At 54.6% G+C, this 25,046-nt stretch carries 18 protein-coding genes and 3 pseudogenes; 16 read left to right on the top strand and 5 right to left on the bottom strand.

Annotation, left to right across the window (positions count from 1 at the left end; genetic code table 11):
- Positions 1-25 precede the first annotated feature (25 nt).
- Both ACJ8MK_RS24120 and ftsP read left to right on the top strand, forming a co-directional pair.
- Complete coding sequence (locus tag ACJ8MK_RS24120; RefSeq protein ID WP_033636057.1) at positions 26-760, top strand: 1-acylglycerol-3-phosphate O-acyltransferase; 735 nt, start codon at positions 26-28, stop codon at positions 758-760.
- Positions 761-892: 132 nt separating this feature from the next.
- The gene (gene ftsP / locus ACJ8MK_RS24115) at positions 893-2,308 is read left to right on the top strand and encodes a cell division protein FtsP (RefSeq protein ID WP_033636056.1); all 1,416 of its coding nucleotides are present in this window, start codon (positions 893-895) and stop codon (positions 2,306-2,308) included.
- Between the two features lie 17 nt (positions 2,309-2,325).
- Here the strand turns inward: ftsP and ACJ8MK_RS24110 are convergent, their stop codons facing one another.
- Positions 2,326-3,237, bottom strand: coding sequence for a LysR family transcriptional regulator (locus tag ACJ8MK_RS24110; protein ID WP_033654828.1), 912 nt, complete (start codon positions 3,235-3,237; stop codon positions 2,326-2,328).
- A gap of 137 nt (positions 3,238-3,374) precedes the next feature.
- Between ACJ8MK_RS24110 and xapA the strand changes: the two genes are divergently transcribed.
- A complete protein-coding gene (gene xapA, locus ACJ8MK_RS24105; protein ID WP_047570483.1) occupies positions 3,375-4,196 on the top strand; it encodes a xanthosine phosphorylase in 822 nt (273 codons plus the stop codon).
- Positions 4,197-4,276: 80 nt separating this feature from the next.
- Positions 4,277-5,527, top strand: a complete 1,251-nt coding sequence (locus ACJ8MK_RS24100) for a nucleoside permease (RefSeq protein WP_033649108.1) — start codon at positions 4,277-4,279, stop codon at positions 5,525-5,527.
- Positions 5,528-5,561: 34 nt separating this feature from the next.
- Here ACJ8MK_RS24100 and ACJ8MK_RS24095 read toward each other — a convergent pair whose 3' ends face one another.
- Together ACJ8MK_RS24095 and ACJ8MK_RS24090 are read right to left on the bottom strand one after the other, a co-directional pair.
- A complete protein-coding gene (locus tag ACJ8MK_RS24095; protein ID WP_039569299.1) occupies positions 5,562-6,494 on the bottom strand; it encodes a PfkB family carbohydrate kinase in 933 nt (310 codons plus the stop codon).
- A complete protein-coding gene (locus tag ACJ8MK_RS24090; protein ID WP_033649075.1) occupies positions 6,491-7,888 on the bottom strand; it encodes a purine-cytosine permease family protein in 1,398 nt (465 codons plus the stop codon). Before ACJ8MK_RS24090 ends, ACJ8MK_RS24095 begins: the two co-directional genes overlap by 4 nt.
- Positions 7,889-8,546: 658 nt before the next feature.
- Here ACJ8MK_RS24090 and ACJ8MK_RS24085 point away from each other — a divergent pair.
- The 8 genes and pseudogenes from ACJ8MK_RS24085 to ACJ8MK_RS24050 all read left to right on the top strand — a co-directional run.
- Positions 8,547-9,281, top strand: coding sequence for a GntR family transcriptional regulator (locus ACJ8MK_RS24085; protein WP_033654833.1), 735 nt, complete (start codon positions 8,547-8,549; stop codon positions 9,279-9,281).
- Positions 9,282-9,361: 80 nt separating this feature from the next.
- A pseudogene (locus tag ACJ8MK_RS24080) lies at positions 9,362-10,531 on the top strand (YgiQ family radical SAM protein); the annotation flags it as partial.
- A 762-nt stretch (positions 10,532-11,293) separates the two neighbouring features.
- A complete protein-coding gene (locus tag ACJ8MK_RS24075; RefSeq protein WP_012564931.1) occupies positions 11,294-12,241 on the top strand; it encodes an IS30-like element ISAeca1 family transposase in 948 nt (315 codons plus the stop codon).
- A gap of 767 nt (positions 12,242-13,008) precedes the next feature.
- Positions 13,009-14,256 carry a tyrosine-type recombinase/integrase gene (locus ACJ8MK_RS24070; protein ID WP_007897923.1) on the top strand — a complete coding sequence of 416 codons (1,248 nt, stop codon included), beginning with the start codon at positions 13,009-13,011 and terminating at the stop codon, positions 14,254-14,256.
- The gene (locus ACJ8MK_RS24065; RefSeq protein WP_007897920.1) at positions 14,243-16,009 is read left to right on the top strand and encodes a hypothetical protein; all 1,767 of its coding nucleotides are present in this window, start codon (positions 14,243-14,245) and stop codon (positions 16,007-16,009) included. Before ACJ8MK_RS24070 ends, ACJ8MK_RS24065 begins: the two co-directional genes overlap by 14 nt.
- Positions 15,997-18,114 carry a hypothetical protein gene (locus ACJ8MK_RS24060; protein WP_017384059.1) on the top strand — a complete coding sequence of 706 codons (2,118 nt, stop codon included), beginning with the start codon at positions 15,997-15,999 and terminating at the stop codon, positions 18,112-18,114. Before ACJ8MK_RS24065 ends, ACJ8MK_RS24060 begins: the two co-directional genes overlap by 13 nt.
- A 3-nt stretch (positions 18,115-18,117) precedes the next feature.
- Positions 18,118-18,546, top strand: a complete 429-nt coding sequence (locus ACJ8MK_RS24055; protein ID WP_017384060.1) for a hypothetical protein — start codon at positions 18,118-18,120, stop codon at positions 18,544-18,546.
- 90 nt (positions 18,547-18,636) lie between these two features.
- Positions 18,637-19,325, top strand: a pseudogene (locus ACJ8MK_RS24050) (IS3 family transposase); the annotation flags it as partial.
- 546 nt (positions 19,326-19,871) lie between these two features.
- On the opposite strand, the gene ACJ8MK_RS24045 reads toward ACJ8MK_RS24050, so the two are convergent.
- A complete protein-coding gene (locus ACJ8MK_RS24045; RefSeq protein WP_032415288.1) occupies positions 19,872-20,180 on the bottom strand; it encodes an ArsR/SmtB family transcription factor in 309 nt (102 codons plus the stop codon).
- A gap of 95 nt (positions 20,181-20,275) precedes the next feature.
- Entirely contained in the window at positions 20,276-21,400 is a 1,125-nt protein-coding gene (locus ACJ8MK_RS24040) for an alkene reductase (protein WP_023279877.1), read from the bottom strand.
- Between the two features lie 260 nt (positions 21,401-21,660).
- On the opposite strand from ACJ8MK_RS24040, the gene ACJ8MK_RS24035 reads away from it, so the two are divergent.
- The 4 genes and pseudogenes from ACJ8MK_RS24035 to ACJ8MK_RS24020 all read left to right on the top strand — a co-directional run.
- A complete protein-coding gene (locus ACJ8MK_RS24035) occupies positions 21,661-22,593 on the top strand; it encodes a LysR family transcriptional regulator (protein ID WP_158002126.1) in 933 nt (310 codons plus the stop codon).
- An 82-nt stretch (positions 22,594-22,675) separates the two neighbouring features.
- On the top strand, positions 22,676-23,551 hold the full coding sequence (locus ACJ8MK_RS24030) for an MBL fold metallo-hydrolase (RefSeq protein ID WP_017384065.1): 876 nt from the start codon (positions 22,676-22,678) through the stop codon (positions 23,549-23,551).
- 106 nt (positions 23,552-23,657) lie between these two features.
- Positions 23,658-24,185, top strand: coding sequence for a DMT family transporter (locus ACJ8MK_RS24025; protein ID WP_314523319.1), 528 nt, complete (start codon positions 23,658-23,660; stop codon positions 24,183-24,185).
- 56 nt (positions 24,186-24,241) lie between these two features.
- Positions 24,242-24,930, top strand: a pseudogene (locus ACJ8MK_RS24020) (IS3-like element ISEc52 family transposase); the annotation flags it as partial.
- Between the last annotated feature and the right edge of the window lie 116 nt (positions 24,931-25,046).

The raw sequence follows: 25,046 nt of genomic DNA, 5'->3' as shown, positions 1-25,046 counted from the left end.
TTGGCAGTGTGCTAATGAGGTTGTTATGTTATTGATTTTGCGTGCCGTTCTCGCCACTCTTTTCTGTATTCTGGTGTGTATTTTCGGTTCTGTTTATTGCTTGTTCAGCCCGCGCAATCCCCGCCACGTGGCGACCTTCGGCCACCTTTTCGGCCGCCTGTCGACGCTGTTCGGCATCAAGGTTGAAACCCGCGTGCCGGCCGATGCGGCCAACAACGGCAACTGCATCTATATCGCCAACCACCAAAATAACTACGACATGGTGACGGCCGCCAATATCGTGCAGCCGCGCACCGTGACCGTCGGTAAAAAAAGTCTGGTGTGGATCCCGTTTTTCGGCCCGCTGTATTGGCTGACCGGTAATCTGCTGATAGATCGTGATAATCGCGCCAAGGCGCACGGCACCATCGCCCAGGTGGCGGAGCAGTTCAAAAAGAAAGACATTTCGATCTGGATGTTCCCGGAAGGGACCCGCAGCCGCGGTCGCGGGCTGATGCCGTTTAAAACCGGCGCGTTCCACGCGGCCATCGCCGCCGGCGTGCCGATTGTGCCGATCTGCGTATCGACCACCAGCGGTAATATAAATCTTAATCGCTGGAATAACGGTCACGTGATCGTCGAGATGTTGGCGCCGGTGGATACCAGCAAATACGGCAAAGAAAACGTGCGCGAGCTGGCGGCGCATTGCCGCGAGCTGATGGAGGCGAAAATCGCCCAATTGGACGCCGAAGTCGCCCAGCGCAACGCCGCCAAAAAATAAGAGTCTACCGGCTTCAAAGAATACGTTTTTAATTGGCGTTCAGCGCCGTTAACGCCTGAGCGCCTGCTAATCTTGATTGGCGGGCGTTTGGGTTTTGCACACGGTTTAGTTATTGCTTTTCATGGAGAAAATATGTCACTCAGTCGACGTCAGTTTATACAGGCATCGGGCCTGGCGCTGTGCGCGAGCGCCGTGCCGCTGAGGGCAGAGGCGAGCGGAACGCAGACCCCATTACCCATCCCCCCGCTGCTGGAGTCTCGCCGCGGTCAGCCGCTGTTCCTGACCCTGCAGCGCGCCCACTGGGCGTTTATGGATAGCCGCAAGGCGGCGGTGTGGGGCATCAACGGCATGTATTTGGGACCGACGGTGCGGGTTTACAGCGGTGACGACGTCAAACTGATCTACAGCAACCGCCTGCAGGAGCCGGTGGCGATGACCGTCAGCGGTCTGCAGGTGCCGGGCACGCTGATGGGCGGCGCGCCGCGCATGATGTCGCCCAACGTCGACTGGTCGCCGGTGCTGCCCATCCGTCAGGCGGCGGCCACCTGTTGGTACCACGCCAATACGCCGAACCGCATGGCGCCGCACGTTTACAACGGGCTGGCCGGGCTGTGGCTGGTGGAGGATGCGGTCAGCAAAGCGCTGCCGCTGCCCAACCACTACGGCGTCGACGATTTCCCGCTGATCATTCAGGACAAGCGCTTCGATAACTTCGGCACGCCGCAATACGATGCGCCGTCGCAGGGCGGTTTCGTCGGCGATACGCTGTTGGTCAACGGCGTGCAAAATCCGTATGTCGAGGTGTCGCGCGGCTGGGTGCGTTTGCGCCTGCTCAACGCCTCCAACGCGCGCCGCTATACCCTGCAGCTCAGCGACGGGCGCCCATTCAACGTGATCGCCAGCGATCAGGGCTTCCTGCCCGCGCCGGTCGCGGTGCAGCAGCTGTCGCTGGCGCCGGGCGAACGCCGGGAAGTGCTGATCGACATGTCGAAGGGCGAGGAGGTGACCATCACCGCCGGTGAAGCGGCGGGCATCATGGATCGCCTGCGCGGCCTGTTCGAGCCGTCGAGCATTCTGGTGTCCACCCAGGTGCTGACGCTGCGCCCGACCGGCCTGCTGCCGCTGGTGACCGACAACCTGCCGATGCGCCTGCTAGCGGATCAGCTGTTGGACGGCAGCGCCAGCCGCACTCGCGATTTCCGCCTGGGCGACGGCGGCGTCGGCATCAACGGCGCGATTTGGGACATGAACCGCATCGACGTGCAGGCGCAGCAAGGCACCTGGGAACGCTGGAACATTCATGCGGATACGCCGCAGTCGTTCCATATTCAGGGCGTGCAGTTCCTGATCAAACGCGTCAACGGCGCGCAGCCGATGGCGGAAGATCGCGGCTGGAAGGACACCGTCTGGGTCGATGGCGACGTCGAGCTGCTGGTGTATTTCAACCAACCTACCTCCGAACACTTCCCGTTCCTGTATTACAGCCAGACGTTGGAGATGGCCGATCGCGGCACCGCCGGCCAGCTGATGGTGCAGCCGACGATGTAATCTGCGCTGCGGGCCGCTTACGGCGCCCGCAGCATCTCCAGAAAGGCCTCTACGACCGGCGTGACGCTGTCGGCGCGGTAAACCGCGTACAGATCCGCCGGCGGCGCCTGCTGCAGCGAGCAAAAACGGACGCCGGGCCACGGGATGCGGCCGTAGCTGTCCGGCAGCAGCGTAATGCCGCAGCCCTCCGCCACCAGCGCCAGCAGGGTTTGCGGTTCGTTGACCTGATAAGCGACGTCCGGCAAAAATCCCTGCTGCAGGCACAGATTGTGCAGATACAGCCCCAGGCTGGCCTCGTGCGGCGGCAGCACGATGAAACTGTCGTTCTGCAGCGCCGCCAGCGGGATGCTTTCCTGCTGCGCCAGCGGATGATCGAGCGGCAGCACCACGGCGATGCTCTCGCTCGCCAAGCGTTGGCAGGTCAACCCCGGCAGCGTCTGCTGCTGCGCCTCTCGCCAGACCCCGATATCGATATGCCGCTTTTGCAGCGCGGCGATTTGCTGGCTGGGCGTCAGCTCGTTCAACGACCAGGTGACGCCGGCGTTTTGCTCGCTGAACCGCCGCAGCGCCGCGATCAGGCCGCCCCAGGCCGAGGTACCGACCATGCCGACCACCATGTGGCCGCCTTCGCCGCGCCCCATCTGTTGCACCTGATGCAGCGCGCTGTCGGCCTGATCCAGCAGCCGCTCGACGTTGCGCAGCAGCGTGCGGCCGGCCGGCGTCAGCGTCATGGAGCGGGTGGTGCGTTTGAACAGCACCACGCCGAGCTGGCTTTCCAGCTCCTTGATGTGCTTGCTGAGCGGCGGCTGTGACATATTCAGCCGCCGCGCCGCCTGGGTGAAGTTCATCTCTTCCGCCACCACGCGGAAATAGTGCAGCAGGCGGAAGTTAATCCGGCCGGGATCGGGCAGGGCATGGGGCTGATTCATCCGGGGTATCGCCTCCTTGTGACGCAGCTCAACTTATAGGTAAATGGAATAAATCGGCCGCCAAGAATGTATTGGTCTCGGCCGCGCCTCGCTCTCTACTATGGGGATTATTATCCCCCGCTGAAAGAGAGAATACGATGTTTAATCAAGAAGATGCTTTTACCTGCGCCGATGCCGTCCGCGCACGCCTGCCGGGTTTCCAGCCGAAAGCGGCCTTGATTCTCGGCTCCGGGCTCGGCGCCCTGGCGGAGGTGATGACCGAAACCGTCACCATCGACTACGCGGAGCTGCCGGGCTTCCCGGTGAGCGGCGTCGCCGGCCATGCCGGGCAACTGGTCGCCGGCAAGCTGGAAGGCGTGCCGGTATTGTGCATGAAAGGGCGCGGTCATTTCTATGAAGGGCGCGGCATGCAGGTGATGACCACCGCGGTGCGCACCTTCAAACTGCTGGGCTGCGAATTCCTGCTGGCGACCAACGCCGCCGGTTCGCTGCGCCGCTCGGTGGCGCCGGGCAGCCTGGTGGCCATCACCGATCACATCAATTTCATGCCGGAATCGCCGCTGGTCGGCGCCAACGACGAGCGCTTCGGGCCGCGCTTCTTCAGCCTGGCGAACGCCTACGATCGCGATCTGCGCGCCCGGCTGGCGGCGGTGGCCGAAAGCGCGGGCATTCCGCTGGCGGAAGGGGTGTTCGCCGCCTACACCGGGCCGAATTTCGAAACGCCAGCGGAGATCCGCATGATGCAGACCCTGGGCTGCGACGTGGTGGGCATGTCGATCGTGCCGGAAGTCCTGACGGCGCGCCACTGCGGCCTCAAGGTGCTGGTGGTGTCCGCGATGACCAACTACGCCGAAGGGCTGTCGGATACGCCACTCTCCCATGAACAAACGCTCAGTTGCGCGGCGCTGGCGGCGGACGATTTCATGCGCCTGATCCGCGAGCTGTTCAAAACGCTGTAACACCGCAGGCAAACCGGCGGTGGGCTGCAGGGGCCCGCCGCACCAATCATCGTTGAAAGCATAATAACAAGGTGATGGCGATGGCGATAAAAGCACGATTGAAGGTCATGATTTTCCTGCAGTTCTTTATCTGGGGTGCCTGGTTGGTGACGCTGGGCTCCTACATGATCAACACGCTGCATTTCAGCGGCATGCAGGTGGGGATGGTTTACAGCGCCAAAGGCATCGCCGCGCTGATCATGCCGGGGCTGGCGGGCATCATCGCCGATCGGTGGATGAAGGCCAACTACCTGTATGCGCTTTGTCACCTGCTCGGGGCGCTGGCGCTGTACTGCGCGGCGCAGGTCGAGCAACCGATGCTGATGTTCTGGGTGATGCTGTTCAACGCCATGGTCTATATGCCGACCATCGCGCTCTCTAACGCCATTTCCTATTTTTGTCTCGAAAAGCACGGCTTTGACACGGTGAAGGACTTTCCGCCGGTGCGGGTGTACGGCACGGTGGGGTTCATTCTGGCGATGTGGCTGGTCGGCTTCAGCCGAATCGAGCTCAGCAATCTGCAGCTGTATCTGGCTTCTGCGGCGTCGCTGCTGCTGTCCGCTTATTCACTGACGCTGCCGCGCTGCCCGACCAACCGCGCGGCCGAGTCGAAGAGCTGGGTGAGCGTGCTGGGGCTGGATGCGCTGGTGCTGTTCCGCCAGCGGCGCATGGCGCTGTTTTTCCTGTTCGCCATGTTGCTTGGCGCGGCGCTGCAGATAACCAATACCTTCGGCAACCCGTTCCTGCACGATCTGTCGCTCAACCCGCTGTATCAGGACAGCCTTAGCGTCCGGTATCCGGCGGTGCTGCTGTCGCTGTCGCAGATCTCCGAAGTGTTCTTTATCCTCACCATTCCCTTCTTCCTGCGCCGTTACGGCATCAAGCAGGTGATGCTGATCAGCATGGCGGCCTGGACGCTGCGCTTCCTGTTCCTGGCCTATGGCACGCCGGTCGGCTTTGGTTTCGTTCTGCTGCTGCTGTCGATGATCGTCTACGGCTGTGCGTTCGACTTCTTCAATATCTCCGGCGCTATCTTCGTCGAGAAAGAGGCCGATCGCCGCATCCGCGCCAGCGCGCAGGGGCTGTTCATGACCATGGTGAACGGTTTGGGCGCCTATCTGGGGGCGCTCGCCAGCGGCGAGGTGGTGGACTTCTTCAGCCATGACGGCGTGAAAGACTGGCAGAGCATCTGGCTGGTGTTTGCGCTGTATACGCTGGTGCTGGGGATCGTGTTCGCGTTGAGCTTCAACTACCGCCACCCGCCGCAGGAGAGCGCGGCGGCGGCGCAGTAAGGCAGAAGGCGCCGCGTGACGGCGCCTTGAAACGTCAGGCCTGCGGGAAGCGCTGTTGCAACTGCTGCCGGTCCGGCGGATTGGCGGCGCCGAGGCTGGCCACCACGCAAGCGGCGACCCGGTTGGCCAGATCGACCGCCTGCGGCAGCGGCCAGCCGGCGGACAAGCCCGCCAGCAAACCGGCGCAGTGGGCATCGCCCGCGCCGATGGTGTCGACGACGTCTACCGGATAGGCGGGCACGTGCAGCGGCGGCGTGCGGCCGTCGCAGATCCACGCGCCGTCGCGATCCAGGCGGCAAATCAGCGTCAGGTTACGGGCGGCGGCATAGCGCTGCGCGGCCTCCACGGCGTCGCCGCCGCCGCACAGCGCGGCCACTTCGTCGCGGTTGAGCGTCAATAGGGTGTGGCTGTCGCTGAGCATGGCGAAGAAATCTTCGCTGAGCTGAGCGATGCGCGGGCCGGGATCGATCAGGCGCGGTTGGTCGAACGGCATGCGCGTCAGCCACTCGCGCAGCGCCTCGCCGCTTTCGCCCGCCAGCTCGTAGCCGCTGGCGTAGATCAGGGTGTGCTCCGTCAGCGGCAGCGTCGCCAGCTGCGCTTTATTCCATTGGCTTTCGCAGCCGGAAACCGTGATGAAGGTGCGTTCGCCGTTCGGCTCCACCAGCGCCAGGCACCAGCCGTTGTCCATCTGGCCGTGGCGTAACAGCACCTCCAGCCCCAGCTCGCCCATGGCGGCTTCGGCAGCCGCGCCCCATTCGCCGTTGCCAACCGGCATGCCGTTAATCACCGGCGTTTCCAGGCGCACCAGCGCGCGCGCCACGTTGAACGCGCAGCCGCCGATTTGCCGCGCCTGCGGCTGGGCTTCGATATCTTCGCCGCTGGTCGGCAGGCGCGGCAGCGTCATCACCAGATCGCCGACCGCGCCCCCAATCACCAGGACAGGTGTTACAGCTTCCCACTCACTCATTGATGTTCTCTGCGTTGGGTCAGGTACAGACCGTAAGCGATCAGACTCACCGCGAACGACACAAACAGCCCCAGGCTGGAATCGGCGAACAGGCCTTTGGCCAGCGGGCCGTCGATAAAACCGGTTTTGGTGACCAGCAGGCCGCACAGGGCGCCGAGGAACCAGCAGAACAGCGGGGCTTTGCGCACGCCGCGGTTCTGGCCATGCAGGCCGTACAAAGCGTTGCCATCATACCCGTGGCGGCGGCGCAGGCACAGGTAATCGAGCAGGAAAATCGCCTCCCAGGCCGCCAGGAAGACGCCGCAGAACACCAGGAAGGAGATGAACGGCCCCATGAAATCACCGGAGATGAACAGCACATACAGGGCGATGCCCAACACCACCACCGCGTCGATCGACACCGCCAGCCACTGCTTGACCTGCACGCCGATAGTCAGCAGGTTAAGGCTGGCGGAATACAGGCTGAGCACCGCGATGGTGACGATGCCGGCGGTGGCGGCCAGCAGATAAGGAATGGCCATCCAGGCGGGCAGCACCGAGCCTATCAGTGCGATGGGGTTGGCGGCGCTGGCCAGATCGGGCAGCTGCACGGAAAGCAGGATGCCGGCCAGCATCAGCAGCATCAGCGGCAAACAGGCGCCGCCCATTACCGCGGCGAAAATGCTTTTGCTCGACGAGCTCGGGCTTTGATAGCGGCTGTAATCGGCGCCGGCGATCGCCCAACTGATGCCGGTACCGGCGGCAATCACCGATACCGCCGGCAGGAAGCCGGTCAACCAGCTGCCGGAAGGCAGCGCCAGCACCTGGCTCCACTCGGTGTTGAACAGGATATAGAGCACCACGATCAGCGTCATGGTGCCGAAGATGCGGCTGAACCAGCTTTGCATCCAGACCACGGTATTTTGCCCCAGCAGGCTGACGATGACAGTGAGCCCGCCGAACAGCAGCAGGCTGAGCGCGGTCAGCAGGTGGCTGCTACCCAACCCGAAGGCCTCGAACAGCGCCGCCAGCGTCAGGGTGCCGGTGATCACGTTGACCGCTTCCCAGCCCATCAGGTTGATCCAACTGAACAGGGTGGGCGCCACGTTGCCCTTCAGGCCGAAAATCACCCGCGAGAGCGTCAGCGTAGAGGTGCGCCCGCGCTTGCCGGCGAAGCTGGTGAGACCGACCAGCACGAAGCTGGCGACGCCGACCAGCGCGGCGAGTACCGATTGCAGGAAGGATAAGCCGAAGCCGACGATAATGGCGCCGTACACCACGCCGAGAATGCCGATATTGGCCGCCGACCAGATCCAAAACAGCTCGATGGGCTTGCCGGTCTGTTCCGCGTCCGGCACCCGATCGATACCGGTGCTTTCTACCTTCCATGCTTCATTGCGATTGATATCGGTCATAGCAAATGATCCCTGTAGCGCAGGGCCGCGAGGGCCGCCGCAGTTGACTGAAAATCGATTCCGTTGGCGCGGTTGACGCCGGCTATTCCGTTGTCGGTGAAGACGCCGATTCCGCGCAGTGTGTAGCGGCTGAGACCGCCGGGTCTGTCAAAGTGAGGGCGGTATCCGCCTTATCGGGTGAGGCACGTCGGCCGCACGGCGCCAATGAGTGTAGTCAAAGAGTGGGTCTGCAGCGGGGTTTGGCGAAGCGGGAACGTTTCTATTTGCCGACATCGATCCGTTGCGCCCACCGCGAGGGGATCCTGTGATGTGGCTATGAGCAGTGAGCAAGCTATCCATTAGCTACGTTGCTTATTCTCGGCCGTTTGTGCTGACAGTATATCCCCGCTACCGGCCATCAAGGGTATCCTTTAGGGCTGGCAGCGGGTTTTTTATTGTTTTTAAAGTGGGTCCCTGGTGTTGGTGCGATTGATGTATCAACATCAATAAGCACAGATTACGCGCGATCTAGATCCAATGAAAGTCCATTAGGCAAAAATTGTGATGCCACTCTGAAAACATTAGCGATATTTTAGTTAAGGTGAGGGGCTTATCGCCGGATCGGCGATAGGATAAAAAACGAAATCCAGACAAATGGCATAGGTAAGAGGGCGGGCGAATGACGGATTTTATGGCCTGGCTGCGTGGCCATCTGGCGCAGGGGGCGGTAGCGCCGCGTTATATTCAGCTGGCGATGGCGATAGAAACCGCAATCAGGCAGCAGGTGCTGGCGGCGGAGGCGTTTCTGCCGCCCGAACGGCAGATGGCTGAAGGCCTGGCGCTGTCGCGCGTCACCGTCAGCAAGGCGATGAAACTGCTGGAGGAGAAGGGGCTGATTTTGCGACAGCAGGGCGTTGGCACCCGCGTGGCGATGCACATTGGCTATTCCCTCGATAAGGACAGCGGTTTCACCGCTCAGGCGCTGCGTCACGGCAGCAGCGTCAGCAATCGATGGCTGCTGCGCACCCGGGTCGGCGCGCCGGCCAAGGCCGCGGCGGCGCTGGGGCTGACGGAAGGGGATGAGGTGGTCAAACTGCGGCGTTTGCGCTTGCTGAACGGCAGCCCGGTCTCGCTGGAAACCACCTATATTCCGCCGCGCTTCCTGCCCGAACCGGGGCAGCTGGAACATTCGCTGTATGCGTTATGGCAATCGCGCGGCATCGTGCCCGAAGATAAACACTTTCTGCTGAAGGCGGTATCCTGCAGCGACGAGGTTGCCGAGCTGCTCAACGTGCCGTGCGGCGCGCCGTTGTTGCACATCACCCAGACCAGCCGCAATGCCCAGGGTGAGGCGCTGGAGTTCAGCGATATCTTGTGCCGCAGCGACGTTTATGAATTCGAAGTGAACGGTTAGCGAAATAACCATGCTCTTTTTGCAGCTAGTGCGTATAATCGCCGCCCGGCGATTAATTAACCTGTAAAAAGAGCAGCAGAATGAGCACCACCAGCCTGATCCAACCCGATCGTGAACTGTTTTCCTATAAGCCTTATTGGGCGGAATGTTTTGGCACCGCGCCGTTTTTACCGATGTCGCGAGCAGAGATGGATCAACTGGGCTGGGACAGCTGCGATGTGATCATCATCAGCGGCGACGCCTATGTCGATCACCCGAGCTTCGGCATGGCGATCATCGGCCGCATGCTGGAAGCGCAGGGCTTCCGCGTCGGCATCATCGCGCAGCCGGACTGGAGCAACAAAGAAGACTTCATGCGGTTGGGGAAACCGAACCTGTTCTTCGGCATCACCGCCGGCAACATGGACTCGATGATCAACCGCTATACCGCCGATCGCAAACTGCGCCACGACGATGCCTACACCGCCGGCAACGTCGGCGGCAAACGCCCGGATCGCGCCACCCTGGTCTACAGCCAGCGCTGTAAAGAAGCCTACAAAGACGTGCCGATCGTGCTGGGCGGCATCGAAGCCAGCCTGCGCCGCATCGCCCACTACGATTACTGGTCGGATACCGTGCGCCGCTCGGTGCTGGTGGATTCCAAGGCCGACATGCTGATCTACGGCAACGGTGAACGCCCGCTGGTGGAAGTGGCGCATCGCCTGGCCGCCGGTGAGAAGATTGGCGACATCCACGATATTCGCAATACCGCCGTAATGCGCAAAGAAGCGCTGCCGGGCTGGAGCGGCGTGGATTCCACCCGCCTCGACAAGCCGGGCCGCATCGAACCTATCCCGAACCCGTACGGCGACGATCTGCCGTGTGCCGACGGCGCCAAGCCGAAAGAGCCGGAAGCCAAGCCTGTCAACGTGCGCGCCGCCAAGCCGAAGCCGTGGGAGAAGACCTACGTGCTGCTGCCGTCCTTCGAGAAAGTGAAGGGCGACAAGGTGCTTTATGCGCACACCTCGCGCATTCTGCACCATGAAACCAACCCGGGCTGCGCCCGTGCGCTGATGCAGAAACACGGCGACCGCTACGTGTGGATCAACCCGCCGGCGATCCCGCTGACCACGCCGGAGATGGACAGCGTCTTCGCGCTGCCTTATCAGCGCGTGCCGCACCCGTCCTACGGCCAGGATCGCATTCCGGCCTATGACATGATCCGTTTCTCGGTGAATATCATGCGCGGCTGCTACGGCGGCTGCTCGTTTACTCTTGTTTTTATGTATTTAGAGTTAAACTCTACTTTTCTATTTTTAGAATTCAAGCTATTCATCGTAATTGAGAGATATCCTTTTAATGTTCAGCAAGCCTGTTAAAAGCACTTTATCTGAACCGCGTTTTGCCTAAATCCTGCTCAATATATACTCTCCCTGAGTTCTGAAATCCTCAAATTCCCCAATCTTAAAGCATTGATACATAGATGATGTCAGATAATGCGCAATCATCTCACCGCCAATATGGATCCGTTCCGGGTGTGAGTATGTCGCCTGTATAGCCCTTTGTTCATTCATCATTACAGGAATTGTCTGCAACAAATCCCCATCCAGGATTTGGCACTCAGGTTTTACTCCTGTTCCGTATTGTAATTGCTCTGATTCGAAATCATGGACTGAGCGATAGGCGAACGAAACGATATTTCCTGTTTCCTCGCAAATTGCGAACTGATAAACACTGGTTGTCACCGTTGAAGAAGAGGGAATTGCATGGTCATGCTTGTATTGTTTCCACAGCCTCCTTAGACAGGCCGATGTATGATAATTGAGATTTTGTATACCTGATACGACCATTCTGGTTGATGCTTCAAGCAACCAGGTGTTAGAAAATCCACCTGCCCCCGTACCTGCTATGATGGTTCTTAGCTGGGGCGTGAATTCAGATAATAAGTGCAATGCCCATGGTGCATAGGAGAGAGGCGGTCAACTACCAGTTAGGGTACGCTTCTTCTCGCCAAAGAAACAAAGCGATACACCATGAAATACCAGCAGTTGACCGAGGGGCTACGATACCAGATTGCCTGCCTCCGTGACCATGGCCTGTCACAGGCCCGCATTGCCAAACAGCTCGGGGTTCATCCATCGACTATCAGTCGTGAGCTTCGTCGTAATTGTGCTGGGCAGGCCTATCAGCCGCAGCAGGCTCACCAACTTGCCACGGCACGACGGCTGACGAGTCAGAAGCGTACTGTCCCGTCTGATACCATCGACTTTGTTTGCATGGCGCTGGTCGCGGACTGGAGTCCCGAGCAAATCAGTGGCGTTGGAGACATGATTAACTGCCCGGTTAGCCACGAGTGGATATACCGCTATGTGGCACGCGACAAGGCCAACGGTGGCACGCTATACCGGCATCTGCGTCAGGGTCACAAACGCTATCGCAAGGGTAAGAACAGCAAACGCAGTGTCATTCCCAATCCGGTATCGATTGATGAACGCCCTGCGATAGTCAATGAGCGGAGCCGTGTGGGAGATTGGGAAGTCGATACCGTGTTGGGTAAGCAAGGCAGCGGTGCAATAGTGAGTCTGTTGGAGCGTAAGAGCCGGCTCTACCTGGTTCAATACGTTCCCAGCAAAACAGCCAGCGCGGTGGCGGACACCATTATCAGCATGCTGAAACCCTACCAGGCACATGTCCATACCATCACAGCTGACAATGGTAGCGAGTTTGTCGAACATGAACGTGTTGCAGCAGAGCTGGAAGCGCAGGTGTACTTTGCGCATCCATACAGTGCATGGGAACGGGGACAGAATGAGAATAGCAATGGTCTGCTGCGGCAATATGTGCCCAAAGGCAGTGATTTGAGTGTGGTGACAGCAGAGGCACTGTCAGCCGTCGAAAAGCGGCTGAACTTCAGGCCGCGCAAATGCTTGGGATTTAAACAACCACAGGTGGTTTTTGACGAACTTCTGAAAGCAGCCTGATTTTTAATCGGGAATTGCACTTCGAAGTTGAATTCGCGGGGATGTAACCTGCTTTGGAAACAAAAGATAACGGCTCCCCATTATCGGTGACGGCAAGGGTATCTGTTACAATCAGTGCTTGTGCTTCGTCTGTATAAAATATCAGTGATGACATATTTTCCTCATCCAGAAAAGACATTACATGAATCACAGAACAGGTCACTACAACCACGTGAAAGGGAGTCAGACCATTTTCCAGAGGTAAATATATTCTTGTGTTTGGACGCGTTGCGGTTCTCTGTAAAAAATATATAGCACAAACAAAAGTCCCCGCAGGGATAAATATAGTTATATGCGCTTTTTCTGCTGGCTTTTACAATTGAAAGTGACAGGTAAACGAAATGTGTTACAGGTTTCTTTTGCTTTTCGTTGGGTTCTGTATATGCGAATTTACCCTGTGTGTTATTTTTGCAATGGACTCAGGCTGTATTCAATCAATTAAGGTTTACTTCTGGCATTAAGATGTATCCGTTGCCTGTTTTTTAAGGGCACGGTTTGTGCCGGGAAATGAAAATCACATCTTAAGTTCTTCACTCAAAGGATTTGTGATGTTTATCACGTATGGTCCGGGTAACGTGTTGAGGTCAATGTATTGCATCGTGATGGTGTCGTTACATCTTTTACTTTCCTCCTGATTTGCATATTCACTCCCGGCAACCTGGTTGTTTGTTTTTTCTTCTTCCGGATTTATAGTGTAGGCATGAGGTGGCGTTTCAGGGCGACAGACTGTGAGGATAATCACTAACATTCATGCGCGTTATGGGCGTGTCAGCAAACTGGATGCAACAGAGCCGAAACTGAAATTTGAACCCGGATTTCTGTATGCTGAAATACCTTATATTAGCGGCATCCAGAATCGAAAACTGAGCCGATATGTACACTTTTATCTTATGGATAAAGCTATCCTGCAGGCCAGGGATTTAAAGCCTTTAGCCCGGGCATTTTTACGCTGGATAAGGTGGCTGGAGGATAACGGACTTGACCCTTTCACCCCGGGAACGTTGAAATACCAAAGCCCTACATATGGCTTCAGGGAGTATCTTCTGGGGGCCGTAAGGCAGGGGCGCATCGCCTCATCCACCGCGGCGGTGTACATCAGCGTTATCCGACGGTTTTACGTATTTCTGGGCAAGTGTGGTGAGCTGGCTGCCAGCTCATTTTTTACGTTGGTCGAAAAAGTCGTTGACGGGCGACGCAAGGTGATAAGTTCGGATCTTGCCATCAGGATAACCAGCACAACAAAAAGGACAATCAACCCACTGAATGATGCAGAGGTTCATATCCTGGATGAGGCACTGAAATCTGAGTCCGGGTTGTTCAGTTTAATGATTGTGCTGATGAAAAATTGTGGGTTACGGCTGGATGAAATGCTGACCCTGCCGTCGTCACTCTTTACTGAAGAGTACCTTGCCAGTGTCCCTGTATCTGAGTTGACCATCAGGGGGCTTCATATTGGTCCGAGATGCGGAGTTCATACGAAGTTTGGGATGACGCGAGAACTCTTCATCACCAGACGATTGTACGAGCAGGTTCTGGATTATCTGGCGGATGAGGAGTATGAAAAGAAGATCCAAAAATGGCGTGCACGACAGGGTGGGGAAGGGCGGCACGAGCCTTTATTTTTAATGGCAAACGGGAAACGGATGTCTGAAAAAGCCTTTTACTCCCGCTGGTACAGTTTTCGCCATCGCCTGGCCCGGTCTGCTCCGGGAAATGTGTTCAGACATAAACCCCATGATTTGCGGGCAACGTTTGCGACCCATTTTTTACGCTCGGCACTGAGTTGCTATCCCGATCAGGCCGCAAATGCGCTGGGTACAGTAAAATACTGGATGGGCCATAAAAGCGAAAATACGACGATGAAATACATCGTCTTTCTTCAGCAAAACCAGATTTCTGATGCAGTCGCCGGGGTCATGGACGCATTGATTGACGGTGCTGCAGGTCGCGATGGAGCCATATATGAGCCGGAGTGAAACGCAGATAACGTGGATGGCCGAAAATGTGCTGTCATGGGAGACGGTCAGCGGACACATCACTCAGCGGGATCTGAACCGATATTATTTACTTGACGTTTATCTTCAGGCTCATTTTTCAGATTATGTGTTGCTCCCCGGATGGTTTAGTGAACATTCGCATCTTGCCCGCCCTGAAAAACGCGATTTTATTGCCTCTCTGAAACGATTTCTTCTGTCTTACCGTCCCGCCGGAAGGTTAACCATTTTCCGTTATCTCAATATGTTTTTTATATGGCAGTCAGTCAATCAGTATGACTATGGCACGGCTGAAGGCGTTGAAATGTATATTAAACATCTCATGAACGATATTCGTCGGCGAAAAATTTCAGTCAGGATGGCAAGACACTACTTGTCCGTGGTCAACCGGTTTTTGCTTACGGGCGGGCAGATTCAGAGGCGGTATGAATATGAATTCTTACCGAAAGGAACGTATCAGCAGCAGGGAAGGGATAGCTATACCAGGAATGAACTTTCCGAGATCCTGAGGCAGTTGTCATCCATGAATGAGTTCCTTGCGGGATGTATCCGGGAGCATATCGCTAAATCGGAAAAAGGGGTGCGGCATTTCTCACCGTCTTTGCTGGCACCTGTTTATGAAGCGTATTTCCGGTATCCGGGAGAGAACGGGGTCAGCAGGGCAGAGATCATCATCAGGGACGTTCTGGAAAATTACTTTCTTACTTCTTTTTTTCTGTTCTGTTACCACACATGGGGAAACACCTCTCAGGTTCTGGGTCTGACGCGGGATGATATACATCTGGATGAAAAGGGTATCAGCACTGATTATGTTTATAAGGGGAGAGCGAATAAGTATATACGTCTGACGATAGGTAAATCGGAGTATGTGACCAAACGTGCGGGCTATTACTGGTTTCTGTCTTTTATCAGGCTCAGGGACGACATCGTTAACTATCTGGTTTCCGCAGATAACTTCCCTCCGGTACAGGCGCTGTTTCTGAGTGAGCCGCAGGTGAAATTCCGTAAGCTTTATTCTCTTAATCCCAGTCATCTGACTAAATTTTCTAACTCTGAGGGGGCGTGGGCCACGATGCGGCAGCTTAATCCCTCGCTTCCATCAATTACCGTTTCTGGCTTGCGCAAAACGTCTGAGCAGTATACGGACAGAACATTAAAGAATGGTCTGATTACGGCGGAAAAAGCACAGCATAACTGGGGCACTTACAGGCGGAATTATGCTGCAGGTAACCCACAGGGGGCGAAGGAAAACTTCAGTGCTGCACTTGATACGCTTATGAATCAGGGGATTGCGACACGTGCGTTATCCGAGCGGGTAAAAGTTGCTGATGAGCTGGGGATCGATCTGCGTGGAAGCGATGAGGGTGTGGATCTTTTATTGAATGGCCTGGGATGTCGATCGCAGGAGCCGCCTACAGATATTGAATTGCGCTTTATAAAAAAGCAAAAACGATTTGGCCGGACACCAAAGGCTTGTGCGGATTTTTCTCATTGTGTCGAATGTTCAAAAAGTTGCGTTGTGGAAACGCTGGAGTCTGTATGGCTCCTGCTGTCATTCAGGCATGCTATCGAGTATGGAAAACCGTTGTACATCGGTTCGGTCAATGCTGTGGAGCGTTATGAAACGTTACTCCTGAAGATTGATTTACGGCTTGGGCTGGTAGATGAGGCGACCCTGAAAAAAGCGCGCGTTAAACTTCAGCGAGAAGGTGTGGCTCCGGTATGGCAGATTTGAAGAAAAAAGAGGTAAGCCGTAGTCGAATGGCGGAGTTTCCTGCCGGAACGCCGCTTCGTTCAGGGGATGAGTTTCCGACTGAGGATATCATCTGTGAGGCACTAGAAAACAAAAGCTTTGAACGTCTGAATAACTGCCTGGTTATCGCCAGCTCAGATGAACATGATATGCGTTTTATCAATGAGGAGACGCTGAATATTTATTTCAGGGATGATGTCTGGACCAATCGCTATGTCAGAACCCATATTGGTGAAACGTTAAGAACCGTTAATTTTTCAGGCATACGGGATCCTGAACTGCGTCTTGAAGCCAAAATCATCTCAGCCAGCCTGCTCTGGATTGTCGGCAGGACCGCGAAGACGCAGTCCCTGATCCGGAAATGTGCAAACATTGTGGCGGGAGCCCGTATTATTGAGTCTATGGGGTATCGCAGTCTGTTTCAGCTTCGTTTTCCGCTTGTCCGGAATGCTTTCATTGTAAAGATGAAGGAGGAGGATGAGCACGGCAGGAAGCGTTCTGAAAGAACATTACGTAATTACTTTATGGACCTGGCGGATATCTCGCTGACAGGTCATACCCGTCTTCGAAAATACGGTTACTTTCCTGATATTAGCTTCGACAGTTACAACAGTGTGGATGATTCAAACCAGACATATTGTATGCCTTTCAGTCTTATGATGTCTGTCTGGGAAGGGCTGATTACTGAACTGGATGCTGAAATCAGTGATTTCGATTTTGACGGGTTTTCCCGGCTGTGCGCTATCATAAACGGTTTTTATGATTCGCCTTACTATACGTCGATGCTGGAAGCCCGTAAAAGAGGGACAGCAAAAAGCATACCGGATTACCGGGCCGCGTATTACTACAATATTGTTGCCGGGGAAATTCGGGCGCTTTTCGCGACACTTGGCCCCGGGATGCAGGGCTGGTTCTCGGTACATAAAAATAAGCGCTGGAGATCTGATTTTATTGGCGTTGATCACATAAAGCTGAACACCTGGCATTTTGAGCTGACGTTAAAAGTCATGAATGTGATACAGGCCATGTCGGGGATGAGACACAGCGAAGTGCTTGGCGTGATGCACGGTTCACTGATTTATGATGGTGATATCCTGGGACTTCGTTCGGTGTTGCATAAGTTCGCCCCGGAAGGTGGAAGTCACGAAGACTGGGTTGTTTGTCGCTATGTGGAAAAGCCTTTTCAGCATTTACGCAGAATTAATCAAATCATGACAGGCCTGGACGGGAAGACGCTGGACAATGTTCCATTGTCTTTAAATATCAGGTCGTGGTTCTCGGAGCAAAAACTCTCTTTTATGGGGACGCAGCGCCAGACTGAGTGGGCAAAGAAATTTGTGAAAAGACACCATCTGTTCATCCGACGTGACCATATTGATGAGTTCAGGCTTTTAAATCCAAACATACGTGATGATGAACGCGTTGCGATGGAGATTCGGGAGGGGGCTTTCTGGCCATTGCGAACCCATCAGTTTCGCCGTTCACTTGCTGTACACCTCAGGCGTCTTGATCTGATTTCTACTAATGATCTTATCCGGCAGTTTAAGCACTTAATCAGAGGCATGACGGAGTGGTATATGTCCGGTGCACTCAACGCTTCGCATTTTAGCCGGGCGATCCCTCAGGCATTCGCTGCCGAGATTGAGAGGGTTGATACCGAACTCTCAGCTTCCAGGGCTGTTTCTTATCAGCATGAAGGCCTGCTTTATGGCGAAGGCGGGAAGTTACTGATGTCCCAGAGAGGTGGGCACTTACATCAGATGACGTTTCCTACACTGAAAAAAGCGATGAGCATGGCTAAACGAGGCGGGCAAAAACTGGTATCTCTTGGAAACGGTTTTTATTGCATGAATGGCCATGACTGCGAGTTTAAGGCGGTTGTTCAGTCAGCGTCCTGCAATCCGGGATGTGAGAACATGCTGGCCGGAGCTGATTCTGTTCCCGTGTGGAAACGCAGGATGGCTCATTATGACAACCTTCTGGAGATTGCCGTGCGAAATAATGCTCCTCAGGCTGACAGGGATTTTCTGATGCTTGAGAGAGATTTTTATGCAGATGCTGTCCGTTTTTTTGAAAAGGATGAATAGAGCATGACGAACGAACAGTCGGGGGTTAAAAAAACACAGGCAAGAGCAGAGCAGGCCCTGAGGGAACTGATGTTATCAGGGGAGCGTATCAGCCAGTATGCTGTGGAAAAACGAGCGGGGCTGGCAAACGGCACCCTGAATTATAACTGTCCTGAGTACAGGCAGGTCAGGGAGGCTATCCGCAGTCTGAAAAAAACGTGCCAGGGCACCGCGCCGGTTGATGAGCAGGGCATTGAGCAGCAGATCAAGCTGAAAGAAAAGTATCGCCGTCAGAGAAATGAGCTGAGGGAAGAAATCAAAAAGATGATGGCTGAAAATGTAGAGCTGTTACATAACCTTATACTTTTACAGCAGTATGTCAGGGAGCTTGAACGCAACACCGGGAGGGAGAAAGGGGACGTCATTCCGTTCTCGGGTGGTGTCAGGGACTGAGGCTATACTGAACGGAAGGACGCGAGGTGAATCGCCACAGGTTTAACAGACACCTCAGAGTCATTTAAGATGACTTAAAGAGAGGTGCCCATGAGCGGTAAGCGTTATCCTGAAGAGTTTAAAATTGAAGCAGTCAAACAGGTTGTTGATCGCGGTTATTCTGTTGCCAGCGTTGCAACGCGTCTCGATATCACCACCCACAGCCTTTACGCCTGGATAAAGAACTACGGTCCGGATTCTTCCACTAATAAAGAATAGTCAGATGCTCAGGCCGAGATCCGCCGTCTTCAGAAAGAGCTGAAGCGGGTTACCGACGAACGGGACATATTAAAAAAAGCCGCGGCGTACTTCGCAAAGCTGTCCGACTGAGGTACGCCTTTATTCGTGACAACACCTATTGCTGGCCTGTTCGCCTGCTCTGTCGGGTGCTGGATGAACATCCCAGTGGTTTTTACGCCTGGCTTCAGCAGCCGCATTCACAACGCCATCAGGCAGACCTGAGACTGACAGGACAGATTAAACAGTTCTGGCTGGAATCGGGATGCGTCTATGGTTATCGCAAAATCCATCTGGATCTGCGGGACAGCGGGCAACAGTGCGGAGTGAACAGAGTCTGGCGACTGATGAAACGTGTCGGGATAAAGGCTCAGGTCGGATACCGGAGCCCGAGGGCATGTAAAGGCGAGGCCAGTATCGTGTCGCCCAACAAGCTCCAGCGACAGTTCAATCCGGATGCTCCGGATGAGCGTTGGGTAATCACAGCGTGGTTTCCTCAAACCCTCGCTGTGAATTAACTGAAATACTTCATTGAAGCTGTAACCAAACAGTTAACTGAAAGAATGAGCCCGCAGAGCATTGCACAGCGATGACACCATTTGTTGAGCTTCACCGTTTTCGCATACAACCGTCCGGAATTTGGAAAAGCACTGTCTTTTTGTACTGACCGATCATGATTAAGTGACACCTCTTCGAAAAAGAGAGCGCGATGAGCGATTAATATATGGCTCGAAAGACAATTATGTTGGGCTTTTATGACCGCTGTCAGAGGTATTATCTTACCCGGACGGCAACAGGGTCGGAATGTCATCAGCGGCACTGTAACAAGCTATCCGCCATCTTAAATATCTGCAGGTCCTTGCACCGAGTATGCACACCAACCGACAGAGTGATTTGACCCAAACTGGTGGATATTTTGCAAAACTATTAGCCTCTTATGACCGGTCTGCAGCCTGATATTGAGGAATTAGTGCGCTTTCATGGAATGCCTGCCGGGATCGCAAGTACGAACCCCCGGTACTGTTACACTGAATGTGCTCAGTCCTGTATCAGATTGTATTTTTCAGCAACTCAAGAACAACCCTTATTTTATCATTGTCACGTTTGTAGTACGTCCAGGGACCGATGCGCTGAGAAGTAACAAGTTGTGCCCGTTGAAGAGCTGAGAGGTAAAGAGAAACGGTAGACTGTGAGAGCCCGACCTTTTCCTGAATGATACTGACACACACACCGAACTCGTCCGCATCAGCATAAGGCTGATGGAAGTGTATTTTCGGTTCCTTGAGCATATGCAGAATTTTTCTTCTAACAGGGTTTCCCAGCGCCTTAATCACGTCATTCAAATCAATATCAGGCATAAACTCTGTCACTTGTCGCATTGAGGAATTGCAATGTTACGATACTTCTCTACGTTAAGCATCAGCTTTTGAAAAGCTGATGCTCATAAGAATGGTTAGCCAAAGGCGGGATAATCTGTGTAGCCTTTTGCCGTTCCACCATACATGGTTGTTGGATCGACCGGATTCAGTGGCCATTCATGATAAAGGCGCTGCGGTAAATCCGGATTAGCTATGAACGGGCGGCCAAATCCGATAATGTCTCCCCAGCCAGCACCGATAATCCGTTCGGCTTTTTCTTGCGTATATCGCCCGGCATACATAATTACACCGCTGAATAACTTACGGACTTCAGCTCTGAATGCTTCAGGCAATTCGGGAGCATCATCCCAGTCGGCTTCAGCAAGAGAAATATAGGCTATTCCGATTTCTTCAAGAATTTTAACGGCTTCGGTATAGGTTTCATGGGGATCATCTTCCACCAGGCCAAGATAGACCCTTACTTCATCCGTGGTCTGAAAGAGCGGAGCAAAACGGACTCCCACACGGTCTTTACCGACCACATCAGCGACAGCCTGCGTCACTTCGCGCAGAAACCGCAGCCGGTTATGTAATGAGCCACCATATTCATCCTCTCTTTTGTTGCTATGGGATGACATGAACTGGTTAACCAGGTATCCATTTGCACAGTGAATTTCCACACCGTCAAAACCGGCATCAAGGGCGTTCTGAGCTGCCCCGGCGTACATCCTGACAATCTCACTAATTTCCTCTTTTTCCAGTGCGCGGGGGCAGGAAGCGGTAGCCAGCGCACCCTCTCCCGGCCCGGTTTCGATGAATACCTTAACGTTTTCCCCTGCCGGTATCGCCGACGGAGCGACAGGCGAGGCGTTACATGGCTGCAGGGAGTTATGGGATACTCTTCCGACATGCCAGAGCTGGGCAAAAATGATGCCTTCTTTTTCATGCACTGCCCGCGTCACTTTCTTCCAGCCTTCCACTTGCCGTGAGCTGTAGATCCCCGGGGTCCACGCATAACCCTGCCCACGAGGTTCGATTTGTGTTCCTTCGGTCACCATAAACCCGGCACTGCTGCGCTGTGCGTAATATTCAGCCATCAGTTCGTTCGGAATATCACCCGGTTGTGAGCTCCGTGAGCGGGTTAAAGGCGGAAGTACAACACGATTCTTCAGGGTGTAGGGACCTAGTCTGGTGGGAGAGAACAGGTTTTTCGTCTTCATTACATATCCTGATATAGCGAATTTTCAATATCACTGAAACGCCATGTCTCAGCATTTACGACCTGGCATGTCGTCGTTCGGCCGATGTAGCCGCAGAACCACGACACTTTATTCCACATATTGAGATTTATCAATATCTAGATTTATAAAAATTATGATCGGATGAGCGGAACGGGGGGGTTGCCTGATGGCTCACAGAATCGGCATCATGAACCTAAATGGTTCTGATAATGTTATCGGAGATCCTGAACGGGAACGGTATGCGTCACGATTTTAATGACTATGTTGCATTCATGGCAGTAGCACAGGAGTGCAGTTTTTCACGGGCTGCTGTCCGCCTCGGGATCTCGGCATCCACGCTTTCACACACGATACGTCGTCTCGAGGAGCGCGTTGGCATGCCGTTACTTATGCGTACAACCAGGCGGGTGGCTGTCACCGAAGCCGGTAAACAATTATTACTGACGCTTGAACCCGGTCTTGCGCGCATTGAAGCGGGCGTGACAGCTCTTCAGAGACTGCGCCATACACCGGCTGGGCTGGTCAGACTTACGGTATCAGATCACATGATTCATGAATGTCTCTGGCCACGATTGTCACCGTTACTAAAAAAATATTCGGATATCAAGGTGGAAATGTCGCAGCAGAACGGTTTTGTCGACATTGTTGAGGGCAATTTTGATGCCGGAGTCCGAATTGGTGATGACATATTAAAGGATATGGTGGCCGTCCGAATCGCACCGGACATACGGTTTGTCGTCATTGGATCGTCCACCTATCTTGCAGAAAGAGGTCTGCCGCTACATCCCTCTCAGCTGGAAAAACATGACTGCATCAATATACGTCTGTCACCCACAGGCCCGCTGTATGGCTGGGAATTTGTCAGGCAGGGGGAGATTGTGAAAAAAGTGGACGGGCAGCTTACTTTTTCAAGCATTTATCCAATGCTTCAGGCAGTAAAAGATGGCTACGGCCTGGCCTACCTGCCGGAGTCTTCTGCCCTGGCGGGGATTGAGGCGGGACACTATTGTCGGGTGCTTGAGGACTGGTCAGAGGCTTTTCCCGCCGACATGATAATTCCAATAATGTCCATTACAGGCTCCGGTAAAGATAATACCGACACCTTACATGAGAAAGGCAAAAGCAATATAACCTGCTGTGCTCCGGATTTTAAGAATGAGCGGTTTACGTAGCAGGATGAGCAGTTCGAACCAGAAATTTCGTTACTATTGCTAAAGTAAAACCTGATGACCTCTAATCGTAACGGAGACCAATATGACTTCACAACTGAACTGGCAGGCCCCGGCTATCAATCGCAAAAAAGTAGGTGACATGACTGTGACCATGCTGAGTGATGGCTATCTGGACGTATCTTTTGAGCTGCTGTCTGGTATTGACGGCTCACGTGCCGAGGATTTACTGCAGAAGCGCGGTGTGCCAGCAGTACCCCGTATTAATATCAACGTCTACGTTATCCAGACGCCTGAGCGAACCATCCTGATTGACAGTGGTGCCGGAGGTATCAATGGCTGGGGCGGTCGGCTTCAGGTAGCCCTGGCCGCGGCAGGCATTGACCCGCTTCAGATTGATACCCTTCTCCTGACTCACGCGCATCCTGACCATATCGGCGGGCTTGCAGGCCCCCTGCAGACTCCCGTTTTCCGCAATGTTCAGCAGTTGTTTGTGCATGAGAAAGAACTCGCTTTCTGGCGTGATGAAACCATTTCCGCTGGCGCGCCTGACGCATTCAAGCCGTTCTTTGAAGTAGCAAGGAACGCCTTCAGCGCTTATGACGACAAACTGGTGCCATTCCGCGAGGAAGCGATTTTACCAGGTATTCAGACTGTACCGCTGTTCGGCCATACACCAGGACATACCGGTTATCTGCTGGGTGATGAAAAAGAGTCGCTGCTCATCTGGGGTGATATTGTTCACTTCCCGCACATTCAGGTTGCTCAGCCTGACGTTACTATCGCGTTCGACAGCGATCCTGCGGCGGCGGCGGCCATCCGTAGCAAAGTGCTTGACCGCGCAGCGAGCGATAACCTGGCTGTCAGTGGTATGCACTTCAACCTGCCTACTACCGGTAAGGTTATCCGTGAAGGTAACAGCTTCGCACTGAATTACGACCTGTGGTCACCCGCAGTCTGATCACCTTCCTTCCCGGTGCACACAATAGTGACCGGGAAGATCCCCTTTCATATCGCCCGACAAGAACCCACCTGCAATACTATGAATATCACTGCCTCACAAAAAAATGGCTCATTACTCTTGCGCCCTGGCTTTTTGTATTCCTCTGGAGTCAGGGTTTGTCGCAGCCAAATTTACCGTGCAGTACAGCGCGCCGTTTCATCTTTTATTCCTGCGTGGCGCATTTTCCTGTCTGGTCCTTCTGCTGCTTACACTGGGGTTCAGGGCCCGTTTTCCGTCCGGCAGAGGAATGGTTCGCAACCTGATTGTCGGACTTTTCCTGCAGAGCTTCTTTCTGGGCGGATGCTTTTATGCCATCCATCGTGGCATGCCGTCAGGCATTGTGGCGCTCATCACCGGCCTGCAGCCGGTACTGACTGCAATACTGGTTTCACTCATGCACCGTCAGTCCCTGCATCCCCGGAAATGGCTGGGTATTGCGATTGGCTTTGCGGGCGTTTTCCTGGTGCTCTCGCCAGGCCAGCATAGTTTTGCACTGGATCCTGTGGCTTTTGGGTCGGTCATGCTGGGGTTATTTGGCGTAACGATCGGAGCGCTTTATCAGCGCCGTGCTCAGGGTGAAGTGGTTTACTGAATTTGGCCACCTGAACAGAGGTGATATGCTCACCTCAGAACAACACAGGTGCCATAATGAAAAAAAGAAATTTCAGCGCAGAGTTTAAACGCGAATCCGCTCAACTGGTCGTTGACCAGAATTACACCGTGGCAGATGCAGCCAGCGCTATGGATGTCGGCCTTTCCACAATGACGCGATGGGTGAAACAATTACGTGATGAGCGGCAGGGAAAAACTCCAAAAGCCTCCCCCATTACCCCGGAACAAATTGAAATCCGTGAGCTCAGGAAAAAGCTACAACGTATTGAAATGGAAAATGAAATATTAAAAAAGGCTACCGCGCTCTTGATGTCAGACTCCCTGAACAGTTCTCGATAATCGGGAAACTCAGGGCGCGTTATCCTGTGGCCACTCTCTGCCATGTGTTCGGGGTCCATCGCAGCAGCTACAAATACTGGAAAAACCGTCCTGAAAAGCCAGACGGCAGACGGGCTGTATTACGCAGCCAGGTACTTGAACTGCATGGCATCAGCCACGGCTCTGCCGGAGCAAGAAGCATCGCCACAATGGCAACCCAGAGAGGCTACCAGATGGGGCGCTGGCTTGCTGGCAGACTCATGAAAGAGCTGGGGCTGGTCAGCTGTCAGCAGCCGACTTACCGGTATAAACGTGGTGGTCATGAACATGTTGCTATCCCTAACTACCTTGAACGGCAGTTCGCCGTGACCGAGCCAAATCAGGTGTGGTGCGGTGATGTGACCTATAGTGTGCCCGGAGTTCAGGGCGGGCATGGACGCTCAAATGAACCACGAGTCTGTCTGGAATATTGAACCGGTAACTCACGATGAGAAACCCAACAATCCCACCGGGTGTGACGGTG

It is taken from the genome of Serratia sp. CY38905 (genome assembly GCF_052168875.1).
Lineage (GTDB): Bacteria > Pseudomonadota > Gammaproteobacteria > Enterobacterales > Enterobacteriaceae > Serratia > Serratia sarumanii.
This window is presented reverse-complemented; position numbering and strand designations above follow the sequence as displayed.